This is a genomic window from uncultured Arenimonas sp. (genome assembly GCF_963976025.1).
GTDB lineage: Bacteria > Pseudomonadota > Gammaproteobacteria > Xanthomonadales > Xanthomonadaceae > Arenimonas.
Map to the genome: position 1 here is coordinate 1 of NZ_CAXBJS010000068.1, position 13,954 is coordinate 13,954.

Annotated in this window: 15 protein-coding genes and 1 pseudogene; all 16 read right to left on the minus strand. The window is 70.7% G+C overall.

The features are described 5' to 3' along the window. A pseudogene (locus AACZ35_RS07135) lies at positions 1–314 on the minus strand (hypothetical protein); the annotation flags it as partial. Continuing rightward, positions 311–1,495 carry a beta-ketoacyl-ACP synthase gene (locus AACZ35_RS07140; protein WP_339827636.1) on the minus strand — a complete coding sequence of 395 codons (1,185 nt, stop codon included), beginning with the start codon at positions 1,493–1,495 and terminating at the stop codon, positions 311–313. The gene AACZ35_RS07140 and the pseudogene AACZ35_RS07135, both read right to left, overlap by 4 nt. After that, positions 1,492–2,031 carry a DUF3261 domain-containing protein gene (locus AACZ35_RS07145; protein ID WP_339827640.1) on the minus strand — a complete coding sequence of 180 codons (540 nt, stop codon included), beginning with the start codon at positions 2,029–2,031 and terminating at the stop codon, positions 1,492–1,494. Before AACZ35_RS07145 ends, AACZ35_RS07140 begins: the two co-directional genes overlap by 4 nt. Then, complete coding sequence (locus AACZ35_RS07150; RefSeq protein ID WP_339827643.1) at positions 2,019–3,260, minus strand: NAD(P)/FAD-dependent oxidoreductase; 1,242 nt, start codon at positions 3,258–3,260, stop codon at positions 2,019–2,021. The genes AACZ35_RS07145 and AACZ35_RS07150 overlap by 13 nt, the downstream gene beginning before the upstream one ends. A gap of 23 nt (positions 3,261–3,283) precedes the next feature. Continuing rightward, positions 3,284–5,593: an MMPL family transporter gene (locus AACZ35_RS07155; protein ID WP_339827647.1), complete on the minus strand. Its 2,310-nt coding sequence runs from the start codon at positions 5,591–5,593 to the stop codon at positions 3,284–3,286. Continuing rightward, positions 5,586–6,209 (minus strand): outer membrane lipoprotein carrier protein LolA, encoded by a 624-nt coding sequence (locus AACZ35_RS07160; RefSeq protein WP_339827650.1) that lies wholly within the window; start codon positions 6,207–6,209, stop codon positions 5,586–5,588. The genes AACZ35_RS07155 and AACZ35_RS07160 overlap by 8 nt, the downstream gene beginning before the upstream one ends. Next, positions 6,209–6,625 (minus strand): acyl-CoA thioesterase, encoded by a 417-nt coding sequence (locus tag AACZ35_RS07165; RefSeq protein WP_339827652.1) that lies wholly within the window; start codon positions 6,623–6,625, stop codon positions 6,209–6,211. The genes AACZ35_RS07160 and AACZ35_RS07165 overlap by 1 nt, the downstream gene beginning before the upstream one ends. After that, a complete protein-coding gene (locus tag AACZ35_RS07170) occupies positions 6,615–8,168 on the minus strand; it encodes an aromatic amino acid ammonia-lyase (RefSeq protein WP_339827654.1) in 1,554 nt (517 codons plus the stop codon). Before AACZ35_RS07170 ends, AACZ35_RS07165 begins: the two co-directional genes overlap by 11 nt. Then, positions 8,149–9,051 (minus strand): acyltransferase, encoded by a 903-nt coding sequence (locus AACZ35_RS07175; RefSeq protein WP_339827657.1) that lies wholly within the window; start codon positions 9,049–9,051, stop codon positions 8,149–8,151. Before AACZ35_RS07175 ends, AACZ35_RS07170 begins: the two co-directional genes overlap by 20 nt. Before the next feature lie 27 nt (positions 9,052–9,078). Further along, positions 9,079–9,828, minus strand: coding sequence for a glycosyltransferase family 2 protein (locus tag AACZ35_RS07180; RefSeq protein WP_339827660.1), 750 nt, complete (start codon positions 9,826–9,828; stop codon positions 9,079–9,081). Beyond that, positions 9,825–11,495, minus strand: a complete 1,671-nt coding sequence (locus tag AACZ35_RS07185; RefSeq protein WP_339827662.1) for an AMP-binding protein — start codon at positions 11,493–11,495, stop codon at positions 9,825–9,827. The genes AACZ35_RS07180 and AACZ35_RS07185 overlap by 4 nt, the downstream gene beginning before the upstream one ends. A gap of 1 nt (position 11,496) precedes the next feature. Then, positions 11,497–12,030: a hypothetical protein gene (locus AACZ35_RS07190; protein WP_339827665.1), complete on the minus strand. Its 534-nt coding sequence runs from the start codon at positions 12,028–12,030 to the stop codon at positions 11,497–11,499. A gap of 2 nt (positions 12,031–12,032) precedes the next feature. Then, positions 12,033–12,302, minus strand: coding sequence for an acyl carrier protein (locus AACZ35_RS07195; protein WP_188662074.1), 270 nt, complete (start codon positions 12,300–12,302; stop codon positions 12,033–12,035). A gap of 32 nt (positions 12,303–12,334) precedes the next feature. Beyond that, positions 12,335–12,595 (minus strand): phosphopantetheine-binding protein, encoded by a 261-nt coding sequence (locus tag AACZ35_RS07200; protein ID WP_339827670.1) that lies wholly within the window; start codon positions 12,593–12,595, stop codon positions 12,335–12,337. Next, on the minus strand, positions 12,576–13,361 hold the full coding sequence (locus AACZ35_RS07205) for a lysophospholipid acyltransferase family protein (RefSeq protein ID WP_339827672.1): 786 nt from the start codon (positions 13,359–13,361) through the stop codon (positions 12,576–12,578). The genes AACZ35_RS07200 and AACZ35_RS07205 overlap by 20 nt, the downstream gene beginning before the upstream one ends. Continuing rightward, the coding region (locus AACZ35_RS07210) for a beta-ketoacyl synthase chain length factor (RefSeq protein WP_339827674.1) at positions 13,354–13,954 on the minus strand (601 nt) is incomplete at its 5' end. The genes AACZ35_RS07205 and AACZ35_RS07210, both read right to left, overlap by 8 nt.

Genomic DNA, 13,954 nt, shown 5'->3' on the forward strand with positions numbered 1-13,954 from the left:
ATGCGCAGGCGGGTGCCCACGGCCAGCACCGGACGCTGGCTTTCGTACCGCCGCGTGCCCAGCAGGAAGCCCGGGCTGACCGGTTTGCCCTTCGCCAGCGCCTGGCCGCCGGCCCAGGCGGCGATGCACTGGGCCATGTATTCGATGCCGACCCAGGCCGGCACGCCGCCGCCGTCGAAGAAGGGATGGTCCTCGCGCACCACGGCTTCGGCCACCGCGCCCTCGCCGTCGCAGGCAAGGATGCGCTCAAGCCAGAGCATGCCGCCGCGATGCGGCACCAGGCGTTCGACGGCGGCGCGCACGGCGTCGTTCATACCGCCTCCAGCACCAGCGCGGCGTTGGAACCGCCGAAGGCGAAGGACTGGCTGAGTACCCGGCGCGGCGAATGCAGGGCACGCGTGCCCGGTGCCACCAGGTGGATTGCCGGAAGCCCGGGATCGACGGCGCCGTCCCACCAGTGCGGCGGCAGGTGCCGCCCCGGGTTGCGGGCCAGGGTGATCCAGGCAATGGCGGCTTCGATGGCGCCGGCGGCGCCGAGCGTATGGCCGGTCAGCGCCTTGGTGGAACTGCAGGGCGTGCCGGCGCCGAAGACCCGCGACATCATGCGGGCTTCCATGGCGTCGTTCTGCGGCGTGGCGGTGCCGTGCAGGTTCACGTAATCAATGTCGCCCGGCTCCAGGCCGGCGCGCTGAAGGGCGGCGCGGATCGCGCGTTCGGGTCCCTGCCCCTCCGGTTCCGGCGCCGACATGTGATGGGCGTCGGAGCTTTCGCCCCAGCCCGACAGGCGCACCGGGCCTTCGTCGCGGCTCACCACGAACAAGGCCGCGCCCTCGCCGATATTGATGCCGCAGCGGTTGCGCGAAAACGGCTGGCAGCGCGTGGCCGACACCGAGCCGAGTGCGCTGAAACCCGCCACCGTGAATTCGCACAGCGAATCGGCACCGCCGGCGACCACGGCGTCGGCCAGCCCGGCGTGGATCAGGCGCGCCGCCGAGGCCAGGGCCTTGGCGCTGGACGAACAGGCCGTCGAAATCACGTGCGCCGGTCCCGTCAGGCCAAGGCGGCTGGCGACGAATCGCGCCGGCATGCCCATTTCCTGCTGGGTGTAGTGGAAGGAATCCGGCCAGCGGCCTTCGGCCAGGAAGGCGCGATGCGCGGCTTCGCTTTCGCCCACGCCCGAGGTGCTGGTGCCCAGCACCACCGCCACGCGCGAGGCACCGTGGCGCGCCACCAGGCGTTCGACGGCCGGGCGGATCGGCGCCAGGGCCAGTTCCAGCAGGGCGTTGTTGCGGCCGCGCAGGGGCACGTCGAGCGCCGCCAGCGACGGCAGTTCACCGGGCACGCGACCAATGGCCAGCATCCGCCCCGGGCTGGCGAGCTCGCTTTCAACCAGGCCACCGGCTGCATCGGCGGCGAACAGGTTCGCGGCGACCGTTTCAAGGTCGGCGCCCAAGGCGCAGGCCATGGCCAGTTCATTGAGGAAAACCGGGCTCATGGGCGCACCGGCACGGAGCGGATGTGCAGGCGATAGCCTTCGCGAAGGTTTTCCAGCCGGGCCTGGTTGTCGCCGGTCTTCTGAACGGTCGCGACCACGTCGCCGCGATGGAAAAGCGTGCGTACGCCCTGCTCGTCGCGCAGCTGCCAGCCTGCCGGCAGCGCCTGGTTGATGGCTTCGGCCGGCCAGTACACCAGCTGCAGGTCGGCGAGCACGCGCTGCGCGGCCAAGGTTTCGGGAAGCTGTTCGGCGCGCTCCTGCTGCAGCTCCTTGCCGTCCCAGGCCAGCCGCAGCAAGACCTGCCCCTGGCGGTGCAGCACGATGCGCACGACATGGGCGTCGGCTTCGACCAGCGCGTCGACGGTGTCGCTGCGCTGCCCGTGTTCGAAAACCAGCCGCTGCTCCAGCGCCAGCGTGCCGCCCAGCGCCGCGGGCGAAAGTGCCAGCGCCGGCATGGCGCTGGCCGGCGCACGCGTCGCCTGGCCGGCACAGCCCGCCATCACCGCCGCCAGCAGCAGGACGATCAGGCCGCGCACAGTTGTTCCAGCACGCCCAGGCGTCGTTTGGAATCGGCGACGTAGGGGTTGGACGTGTCCCAGGCGTAACCGGCGAGGATCGAGCAGATCATTTCGCGGATCGCGGGGTTGGCGTTCTCGTGGAAGATGATTTTCTGGAAACCGCCGGCGTACCAGCTTTCGACGAAGGTGCGGAAGGTGTCCACGCCGGCGCGCAGCGGGCGGCCGTAGTCGGCTTCCCAGTCCACGGGCTCGCCGCCGAACTGGCGCGCCAGGCAGGCCGCGGCCAGGCTGGCCGATTTGAAGGCGATGGTGACGCCCGAGGAAAACACCGGGTCGAGGAACTCGCCGGCGTTGCCCAGCAGCGCATAGTTGCGGCCCCAGAGCGAATCGACATTGGCCGAATAACCCACGATCTGCCGCGCCGGCATCGACCACCGGGCATTGGCCAGCAGCGTCGAGAGCCCGGGGTCCTCGCCGACGATGGCCTGCAGGCGTTCGGTTTCGCTGCCTTCGTACCGGCCCAGGAAAGCCTGCTCGGCCACCACGCCCAGCGAACAGGTGCCGTTGGAAAACGGGATGGTCCAGTACCACACGTCCTGGTGGCGCGGATGCACGGTGATCAGGATCTTGTTGCGGTCGAAGCCGGCGGCACCCGGCGCGATGCCGTCGTGCACGTGGGTGAAGATGGCGCCTCGCACCGGGAAACGCGAAGGGCGTTCAAGGTCGAGCAGGCGCGGCAGGATGCGCGCGAAGCCGCTGGCGTCGAGCAGGAAGTCGGCGACCACTTCGTAGGTTTCACCTTCCGGCGATCGCACGCTGACCCGGGGTTTTTCACCGGCGACGTCGACGGACAGTACTTCGTGTTCGAAGCGCAGTTCGGCGCCGGCGCGTTGTGCTTCGCGCGCCAGCACGTGGTCGAAGTCGGCGCGCTGCACCTGGTAGGTGGTGCCCCAGCCGCGGCTGGATTTCTGGCGGAAGTCGAAGGTGGTGTTGCGGCCGTCGTGGGCGAAGGCGGCGCCGTTCTTGTGCTGGAAGCCGGCCTCGACCACGGCACGCAGCATGCCGGCCTGTTCCAGGTATTCCATGGACTGGGGCAGCAGGCTTTCGCCGATGGAAAAACGCGGGAAGCGCTGCTTTTCCAGCATCAGCACCTGCCGTCCCTGCTGGCGCAACAGCGCGGCCGCGACCGACCCGGCCGGGCCGGCGCCGACGATCAGTACCTGGGTGGTTTCGGTGCGCGGATTCATCGGGGCAGTCTCGCAGGTCGCAATCAGTGGGCCAATGCGCCGGTTTCGCGGCGCATGCGGAAACAGGGGGAAAGCAGCCAGACCAGGCCGATGCCCAGCAGCAGGCTCAAACCGAAGCTGTGCAGGGCCGGGGTGGCCGACAGCGCCAGCAGGCCGAAGGCCAGCGTGGTGCTGGCCGCACCCAGCGACACCGCCAGCCAGCTGGCCGGGTCGTCGTCGTGTTCAAGCAGGAAGATGCCGTAGTCGATGCCAAATCCCAGCAGCAGCAGCTGGGCCAGCACGCCGAACAGGTCCAGCGGCACGCCCAGCCAGCCCAGCAGGCCCAGGCTGGTGGCGCCGGCCAGGGCGGTCGGCAGCAAGGCCCGCCAGGCGCGGCGGCGGAAACGCAGCACCAGGGCCAGGCCGACGGCGGCGTAGGCGGCGAACACCAGGCCGCCCATCATGCGCCGGTAGTGCGAAAGCAGGTCCGAATACGCGGCGGTGCGATCCACCCAGCGCACACCCTCCGACTCCGCCGCCACGCTTGCCAGCGAAGCGACCGACGCCGGCACCAGGCCTTCGAGCAGCACGATCGTCGCCCAGCGGCCGTCCTGTTCACCCAGCCAAAGCGGACGCAGCGGCAGCGACGCCGGCGCGGCCAGCCAGGTGTCCGGCTGCAGGGTCTGCGTGGGTGCCGGTGCCGGCACGAGGTCTTCTTCCAGGACCTCCGAGGCCAGCGCGAGTGCCGCGGCATCCGCGGCCTGGCGCAGAGCCGCGTCGTCCGACTGTCGCGCCTGCGAAGGCAGGAAATCGGACACGGCGCGCCAGCCGCTCAGCACGCCCTGCCCGCGCAGTGCGGCAAGCTGGTCGACCAGGCGTTCTTCGGCGCGCAGCAGCGCTTCCGGCGTTTGTGCCTGCACCAGGAAATATTGCGCCGGGCTGGGCAGGGACAGCAGACGCGCGGTGTCGCGTTCGCCGGCCACCAGCGCCGCCGGCGAAGCCTGCAGGCTGCGCAGGTCGTCGCGCACCTGCAGCTGCCACAGACCACCGAGGATGCCGGCTGCCACCAGCACCGCCAGCGCAACGCCGGCCAGCCCGCGTGGCCAGCGCGGCCAGCGCGCCAGGCTCGCGGCCACGGCCCGGCTGAAGCCGCTGGGTCGCGGTGACTGGCGGTCGAGGAAGGGAAACCACAGCACGACCGTCAGGAAGGCCGCCGTCAGCCCGGCTGCGGAAAACACCGCCATCTGCCGCAGCCCGGGGAACGGGGCGATCGCCAGCGTGAGGTAGGCCAGCACGCTGGTGGCCAGCGCCAGCGACAGGGCCGGCAGCAAACGCCGCATCAGCGGCCGCGGCGGCGACTGGTCCTGCTGGCGGCTGGCGAAATAGTGGATGCCGTAGTCCTCGGCGACGCCGACCAGGCTGGCGCCGAACACGAGCGTGAGCAGGTGCACCTGCCCAAAACACCAGGCGGTGACGGCGACGCCGGCGGCCACACCCACCACCAGCGAGACAGCCACCAGCAGGATCGGCCGCAGGCTCCGGAACGCCAGCCAGACCAGCAGCAGCACGGCGGCCAGCGAGCCCAGGCCGATGGTGGCGACTTCCCGGCTGGCCTGCGTCGCCGCGGCTTCGGCATGCAGCGGAACGCCGGCCTGCAGGCGCTGCAGCGGCTGGCCGGCGGCGGCTTCGGCCGCGGCATGGGCGCGGTCGAGCGCCGACTGCAGATGGCGTTCGCCGTCGAGCGCGAAGGGCGAACCGACATGTTCGAAACGTTGCACGACCCAGTGCCGGTCCGCCTCTTCGATGGCCAGCAGGCCGTCCCGGGGCACCGGCCCCTGCCCCGCCCGCGCCTGCCACCAGCCGAGTTCCAGGCCCAGTGGATCGGCGGCCCAGCCCGGCGCCGAGCCCGGCGCGAACAGGCGTGCCAGCGCCTGCCGGCCCAGCGTCGCCGGATCGGTGTCCGACAGCCGCTGCCGCTGCTCGCGGGTCAGTAGTCCGCGCTGGTAAGGCGCATAGGCCGACATCGCCGCGTCCGCGGAGCCGTCGTCGGGCAGCGGCGCCAGGCGCGGGTCCTCGCGCAGGCTGGCATTGAAGGCCTCGGCGCCGCGCCGCAGCGTCGGCCAGTCGGCGTGGCCCAGCAGCACGACCAGCTGGCGGGTGCCGCCTTCGGCCAGCCGGGCATTGGCCTGCGCCAGGCGCGGGTCTTCGTGAGCGCCGGGCAGCAATGCCAGCACGTCGCTGTCGAGCCGGCCTTCGCGCCAGAAGCCGGCCTGCTGCCAGGCCAGCGCGCCAACGGCGACCAGCCAGGACAGGGCCAGCCAGGCCCAGGCGCGGGGACGGCGGGCTTCAGTCAAAACGCGCCACCTCGGCAGGACTCGGCTGCGCCGGTTCGCTCGACAGCTCGAGCAGGCTGACGCGCGTGGTGTCGCCGCCGGTCTCTTCGATCAGCACTTCGCGCACGTGGCGGTCGCCGTTCAGTTGGAAACGCGCGAACACCCGCTGCAGCGCCGGCTCGCGGGGCCTGAGTTCAAGCTGCCAGGCGCCGTCGTCGAGCAGGGTTTCTTCGATTTCGAAACGTTCGGCCAGCACGTCCAGGTCGCCGGCCACCAGGGCCATCAGCAGGCTGGCGGTGGCGCCGGCGGCCGGGCCGTCGGCGGCATCGAGCAGGGTTTGCCGGCTGCCGTCGGGCAGTTCGCTGGTCAGCTTCTCGCGGGTCAGCACCGCGCTGGAGGCGAAAGGTTCGGTGGTGTCCCAGGCGATGCCGCGCTCGCGCACGAGCAGCATCCGGCCTTCCGAACGCAGCGGGTTGCGGAAACCCTTGAGGTGTTTTTCCTGCACGAAACGCCCGCGCAGGACCTCGGGCTGTTCCATGCGGGCGCGCACGGCGGGCATCGCTTCGTCGGAGCATGCCGCGGCGGGCGTCTGCGCCAGGCTGGCAGCGATAAGGAGCATGGCGAACCAGCGGCGCATCACGTCGCCTTCCCCAGCCGCTCGAGCAGCGCCTTGGGCGAGGCAAAACACATCTCGCCGCTGGCCAGGTCCACCGCCACCTGGATGCTGGTGGCGCGCGTGAGCACCTCGCCGGTGTCGGCGTCGCGCACCTGGTAGTCGATCTTCAGGCGGTTCTCCCACTCCACCAGCATCGCCCGCACCACCAGCGACTGGCCGTAACGCGCCGAACGCACGTACTTGGCGCGAAGGTCGACGATGGGCCAGGCGTAACCCGAAGCGCGCATCTGCGGGTAGTCGTAGTCGAAGGACTGCAGCAGCGCGCAGCGCGCCAGCTCGAAGTATTTGACGTAGTGGCCGTGCCAGACCACTTCCATCGGGTCGATGTCGTGGAAGGCCGGGGTGAGCGTCACCTCGGCGCTGAACTCAGTCTTCATACAGGCTCCAGGCGCGGTCGCGGATGGCCTGGATCAGCTGCCGCAGCTCGCCGTCCAGGGCGCGGTCTTCTACGACCAGCGGTACGCGCTGGCCCAGGTCCACCAGCATGGCCTCGGGAGCCGAAGAAAGGCCGGTGTCGCGCTCCAGCGCACGCCGCAGCGCCACGCCCTGGCGCGCCGTCACCAGCAGCGCCGCCGTCACCTGTTCGGTGAGTTCGATGATGCGCAGGCAGTCGCGGGCGGCAATCGTGCCCATGCTCACCTTGTCCTGGTTGTGGCATTCGGTGGAACGCGAGAACACCGAGGCCGGCATGGTCAGCTTCAGGGCCTCGGCGGTCCAAGCCGACGCGCTGATCTGCAGCGCCTTGAGACCGTGGTTGAGCGCGGCGCGCTCGCCCGAAGCCGCCGACAGGTTGGCCGGCAGGCCGTGGTTGTAGCGCGCGTCCACCAGCAGCGCCATCTGCCGGTCGAGCAGGTCGGCCAGGTTGGCGACGGCGTTTTTCATGCAGTCCATCGCGAAGGCGATGTGGCCGCCGTAGAAGTGGCCGCCGTGCAGCACCATTTCCTGGGCGGCGTCGATGATCGGATTGTCGTTGGCGCTGTTGAGTTCGTTTTCGATGTTCGCGCGCAGCCAGGGCAGCGCGTCTTCGAGCACGCCGATCACGTGCGGGGCGCAGCGCAGCGAATAACGGTCCTGGATGCGCTGTTCGTTGCGCGGCGGGCGGTCGGAGGCCAGGTCCTGGCGCAGTCGCGCGGCCACCCGCTGCTGGCCCGGGTGCGGCTTGACCGCGAACAGGGCCTCGTCGAAATGGTGGGCATTGCCGTCGCTGGCCAGCACGTTGAAGGCGGTGATGCGTGTCGCCAGCCGGCCCAGGTAATCGGCGCGGCGCCAGGCCAGGCAGGCCAGCGCGGTCATCACCGCGGTGCCGTTCATGATCGCCAGGCCTTCCTTGGGCCGCAGCTTCAGCGGCGCCAGGCCATGTTCGGCCAGGGCTTCGGCGGCGGGCCGCACGCGGCCGCGGTGCAGGACCTCGCGTTCGCCGCACAGCACGGCGGCCACGTAGGAAAGCGGTGTCAGGTCACCGCTGGCGCCGACCGAACCTTCGGCCGGGATCAGCGGCAGGATGTCGTGTTCAAGCAGGGCCTGCAGCTGGCGCAGCAGGCCCAGGCTGACGCCCGACATGCCCTGCGACAGCGAAGCCAGGCGCGCCACCAGTACGGCGCGGGTCTCTTCGGGGTCCAGGAAACGGCCCAGGCCAACGCCGTGGTAGGTGTACAGGCGATGCGGCAGTTCGGCGACCTGGGCCGGCGGGATCACCACCGTGCACGAATCGCCGTAGCCGGTGCTGACGCCATAAACGGCGCCGTCCTCGGCGATCAGGCGGTCGACGAACTCGGCGCCGCGGTTGATGCGCGCCTGGAAGCCGGCCTCGTCCGACAGCCGGCAGCGGGCGTCGCCGCGGGCCAGGTCGGCCACGTCCTCGATGCGCAGCGGGCTGCCGTCGATGACGAGGGAGCGGGGGTCAGTCGGAGCGCTTGCCATGGGGGCTGGGGTCCCAGAACGGATAGAAGTTGAACCAGTCATACGGGGATTCTCGCAGCCGTGCCGTCATCCAGCCGGCGAAGCGTGCCGCCTGTTCATCCAGGCCGGCCTGGCGGTCCTGCCGGGCGAGCGTCACTTTTTGTGTCATCAGTTCGATGCGGGCATGGTAGCCCCCGCCTTCGTGCTGGCAGGACAGCAGCCACACCGGGCAGCGCAGCACGGCGGCCATCAGGTAGGGCCCGGCCGGAAGCTCGGCCTGGTGGCCCAGGAAGTTCGCCCGGGCGATGCGGTCGCCGGCCACCGGCACCCGGTCGCCGGCAATGGCGATGAATTTGCCGGCGGCGACGCGGTCGGCCAGCATCATCGCCGTGGCCGGCGAAAAATCGGTGACCTGCAGCAGGCGCACGCTGGCCTTGGGGTTGATGCGGTCGAGGATCTGGTTGAAGCGCTGCGCATTCGCGGTGTGCACCAGGATCGATACCCGCAGGCCTTCGCGCCAGGTGGCGGCGACCTGCATCAGCTCCAGGCAGCCCATGTGCGCGGTGACGATGATGCCGCCCTGCCCTGCGCGCGATGCGGCCAGCATGGGTTCGTAGCCGGTGAAGCGCACGCGCTCGCGCGGGATGCGGCCACCGATGGCCAGCATCTTGTCGAGCAGGGTTTCGGCGAAGAAGGTGAAATGGCGCAGGCTCGCCCGCCAGCCCGGCCGGCGGCTGAACAGGCCCGGCTCGGCGGCATGCAGGCGCCGCAGGTATTCCAGGGAACTCCGGCGCGCCAGCGGGCTGCCCAGCCAGTAGGCCAGCACGACCGGATACAGGCAGATCAGGAAGGGCCAGCGCCCGAACGCACGGTGCACGCCGTAGAGCAGCCAAGGTCGATTCACCCACCTCGGCCCAGTGCTGCGAGCGCATCAGCGGCGCACCTTGCGGGCCAGCAGCCGCGGCAGGCGCCGGAGCATGCCGAAGAACAGCCGCGTGTGCATGGCCGTGATGCGCACGTTGTCGCGCAGCATCCGGAAATGCGAGACGCCGTGTTCCGGGTAGGTCACGCGCGTCGGGCAGTCGCGAACGTCCAGGCCCTGCCAGTACAGGCGCACCAGGACTTCGGTATCGAAGTCCATGCGCCTGCCGATGTGTTCGCGATCGAGCAGCGCCAGCGTCGGCGCCAGCGGATATACCCGGAAGCCGCACATCGAATCGCGGATCGCCAGCGACAGCGTATTGATCCAGACCCAGACGTGGCTGGCGTAGCGGCCGTAAAGCCGCGCCTTGGGCACCGAGTCGTCGTAGACCGGATGGCCGTTGATCACCGCGCCCGGGGTTTCCCGCGCCATCGCCAGGAACCGTGGCACGTCGCGGGCATCGTGCTGGCCGTCGGCGTCGATCTGCAGCGCGTGGCTGTAACCGCGCCGTCCGGCTTCGCGCAGGCCGGCCATCACCGCCGCGCCCTTGCCCTGGTTGTGGTCGAGACGAAGCAGCGACACCTCGCCCGGGAAATCCGCGGCCAGGCGCGCCAGCAGCGCGGCGCACTCCGGGCCCGAACCGTCATCCACCAGCAGGCAGGGCGCGCCCAGGCCGCGCAGGGTCTGCACCAGGCCTTCGATGGCCTGCGGGTGGTCGAACACCGGCACCACCACCAGCGGCGAAAACGGCGGGTTCATGCGCCCTGCCCCGCCTGGAAGCGAAGGCGTCCGCTGGCATGCACGCCGGTGGCCGAGCTGAAGCGGAACGCGAGCTGGCCCTTGGCGGCCTGCCAGGTCAGTTCCACGTCGAGCCGGTCACCGGGCCGCACCAGGTGCTGGAACTTCACCGCGTCCATGCCGGCGAACTCACCGGCGACCGGGAATGCCTGCCGCGCCAGTCGGGTCGCCCAGTCCAGCAGGGCCACGCCCGGCAGGATGGCGGCCTCCGGAAAGTGGCCGTCGAACACCGCCAGGCCCGGGTCCACGTCCAGCTGCAGGCGCACGCGTTCGCTGCTTTGTTCCAACCAGGCCGGGGTCGGCATGTGCGGGCGGAACAGCGCCAGCAGGTCACGCTGCGGCGTCTTGCCGCGGGCATCGGTGGGCAGCGCCTCGAGGAAACGCCAGCGCCGCGGCCAGGCGATGGCATCGACGCGGCCGGAAAGCGCCTCGCGCAGGCGGTTGGCCAGCGCGGTCCGGCCTTCGGCGTCCAGCAGCGCCTGCCCTTCCGGCGACGGCACGATGGCCGCGCCCAGCAGGATCCGGTGCCCGGGCAAGGGCACGACCCGCGCCTCGCTGACCCAGGGAGAAGCGAGCAGCGCCGCGTCGATGGCTTCAAGCGAAATCCGGCGTTCTTCGATCTTGACGATGCGGTCGGCACGGCCGAGCAGCACGAAGCCGCCCAACGGCGAGGCTTCGGCGCGGTCCTGGGTGGCCTGCCAGCCGTCGTGGCCAAGGTGCGGCGACCGCAGGTGCAGGCGGCCCTGTTCGATGCGCCATTGCACGCCGGGCAAGACCTGCCAGGGCGCCTGCTCGCCGCCGGGGGCGCGCCAGGCGACGCCGCCGGTTTCGGTGCTGCCGAACACCTCGATCGCGGCCTGGCCCCAGAGCCGGCGCACGTCCAGCGCCGCGTCGGGCGGCAGCGGACCGCCCGAGGAAAACACCGCCCGCAGGCCACCGGCCAGGCCCGACCAGTCCTGGTTCGCCGGCAGCCGCTTGAGGTGCGCGGGGCTGGCGACCAGGGCCACCGGCGTGCCGCCCAGGGCCGTCAGCTGTTCATTGAAGGCGAGCCGCCGCGGCGCGAACACGCGGCCGGCCGACAGCGGCCACAGCACCCGGAACAGCAGGCCATAGATGTGCTGGTGCGAGACCGTGCCCTGCACCTGCGCGCCCTGCAGGCGTTCACCGAAGGCGGCTTCCAGCGCGGCCACCTCGCGGTCGAGCTGGTCCAGGCTCTTGCTGATCGCGCCCGGTTCGCCGGTGGAACCGGAGGTGTAGAGCACCAGCCGGCAGGCACCGGGGTCCAGCGCCGAAAGTTTCGCGGGGTTGCCAGGCGCGTCCGGCGCCAGCGCGTCGGGCAGCTCACCCAGGCGCAGGCTCGTTTGCGTGGCGAGGCGTTCGAGTGTGGCCGGCAGTACGTCGCCCGGCAGCCAGGGCGTGCGCCCCGCCTGCCAGGCGCCGAACAACGCGGCGGAAAATTCGCCGGCGTCTTCATGGAACAGGGCCACGTCGCCCGCCGGCGCCTCCGCCAGGGCCTGGCGCCAGGCAGCGACGCGGGCCAGCCAGGCCGAAGCGACCAGGCCCGGCAGGATTTCGCGATCACCGGGCAGGCAGCCCGGTTCGCACAGGCGGGCCAGTGGCAGCCGCATGTCAGTGCCCACGGCGCGGGCGCAGCAGGCGTTCGCCCAGGACCAGGGCACCGATCAGCAGGTAGGCGATAAGGCCGTTGTACAGGGCCCAGGTGGCGTCGGACGCCGCCAGCGCCGTCCACAGCGCGATGCCGCCGTTGACCACGAAAAATCCGCACCAGACCTGGGTGACCCGGGTGATGTAGGGGATGGCTTCGGGCGGCAGGTCCGGTTCCTGCAGTCGCGCCAGGCGTTCGATGACGGTCGGCGGGCGCCACAGGCTGGTGGCGAACACGCCCAGCAGCGCCAGGTTCACCAGAACCGGATAAAGCTTGAGCGGCAGGCCGTCGTTGGCCAGGAAGCTGGCCAGCACCAGCAGGCCGGCGCCGGCGGCCGCCACGCGCCAGATCGGTTCCGGCGACGCCAGGGCCCGCAGCCCGGCAACCACCAGAAGCAGCAGGGCGACCCAGCGCGCTTCCCAGTGGGCCAGTCCGAACCAGACGGCAAGCGGGTACAGCAGGGTCGCCAGCCAGGCCAGGCCGGTCGCGGCGCGCATGTTCAGCCGACCGCGGCGGAACCGTCGCCGGCGTGCATCATCGCGTGCAGCGCGTCGACGACGTCCTGCACGGTACGCACGGAACGGAAGGCCTCGGGCTTGAGGTTGCCGCCCAGCAGGGGTTTGAGCTGCACGATCAGGTCCACCGCATCGATGCTGTCGATATCCAGGTCTTCGCCCAGGCGCGAGGCCGGCGTGACCCGGGCCGGGTCGATGTCGAAAGTGTCGTGCAGGATGCCGACGATGCGTTGGAAGAGCTGGTCCTTGGTCATTTTCCTGGAACTCGTACTGCGGCCCGGGGGCCTTACTGCTTCTGGTTCGCCGCGACGAAGGCGCAGAGCGCATCGACGCTGGCGAAATGCTGGCGGGTTTCGGCCGAGTCGGCCGCGAGGGTCACGCCATAGCGCTTCTGCAGGGCCAGACCCAGCTCCAGCGCGTCGATCGAATCCAGGCCCAGGCCTTCGTTGAACAGCGGCGCGGAGGCGTCGATGTCGTCGGGGCCGATGTCCTCCAGGGACAGGGTGGTGATGATCAGTTCCTTGATTTCAGTTTGCAGCGCCGACACGCGACAGCTCCGTCTTGAAGAAGTGGTCCAGGGATTCGCTCAGGTGCCGGGCCGCGAGGGCCTCGGACGCGGCGCCGTCCAGGAACGGGGCGACCGGGATGTCCGGCAAGACCTCGATTCTGACGTGAAAACGCCGTGAAGGCACACGATACCATTTCTCACCCTTGGCCAAGGTGCGCGGCTGGCAGGTCACCAGCACCGGCGTGACGTCTGTCCGGCCCCTGACGGCGATGTTCGCGGCGCCTCGCTGCAGGGGTCCGAGAAGCTCGTCGCGCGGGGTGCGCGTGCCTTCCGGGAAGATCACCAGGTTGCGGCCCGAATGCACCGTGCGGATGCAGTCCTCGACCAGGCCGGCGCCGCTGTGGTTGCAGATGTAGCCCGTGGCCTTCACCGGCCAGCGGGTGAAGGGGTTGGCCAGCAGGCGTGCCTTGACCACGCAGTCGGCCTGCGGGATCAGCGAAACCAGGAACACCACGTCGATCAGCGTCGGGTGGTTGGCCAGCACCAGCAGGCCGCGGCGGTCGAGGCGCTCGAGGCCATGCAGTTCGTAGCTGAGCACGCCCAGCCGGTGCATCAGCCCGATGTGCCCGGCAAAACTGCGCCGGATCAGTGCCCGCGCGATCCGGCCCTGGCGCACCGGGTCGCGCACGAACAGGCGCAGCAGCGGGAACACCAGCAGGCCGAGCAGCAGCCCGCCCAGCCCGAAGGCCGCGAAGGAAACGGCGGTGCCGACGATTCGCCAGGCGTGGTTGAAACGCTCAGGCATCGCGGGTCCAGCGGCGTCCCGACAACGGTGCGAGCATGTACGGGTCTGCGGACAGCAGCCAGCGCATCACGTCCAGGCCGTGCGGCAACACCGGCGGCGCCGACGCAGCCAGCGCGCCCTGCCCGCCCGGCGCCAGCGCCAGCGCCGTCTCGCCTTCCTGCGGCTGGCGCAGGCGCCAGGCCCAGGCATAAGGCGCTTCGGGCTCGTCGCGGTAACAGGCGTAGTCGGGTGGCGTCAGGTCGTCGCAGTGCACGACCAGCACCGAGGCTTCGCCGTCGGCGAGCAAGCCCAGGGCTTCGGTGACGGCGGCTTCCGGGGACTCGACGCCGCCTGCGGTCGCCAGGTAGTTGCCGGTCAGCCCGCGCGCGATCGAATACTGGGCGATCACGGCATTGTGCGTGGACAGGCCGAAGTGCGTGGGCGAAAGCGCTTCGCCGCCGGCCTGGCCGCGCAGCATCTGGAAGGTGCGGGTGATGTCGCCGTGGCGCGAAGAAAACACCACGGGCACCGAAGGCTCCGGTTCCGGCTGAAGTCGCCACGCCACCTGCAGGGCCATGCGGCCTAGCTTCTCGAGCCGGCGCCGCTGCATGGCC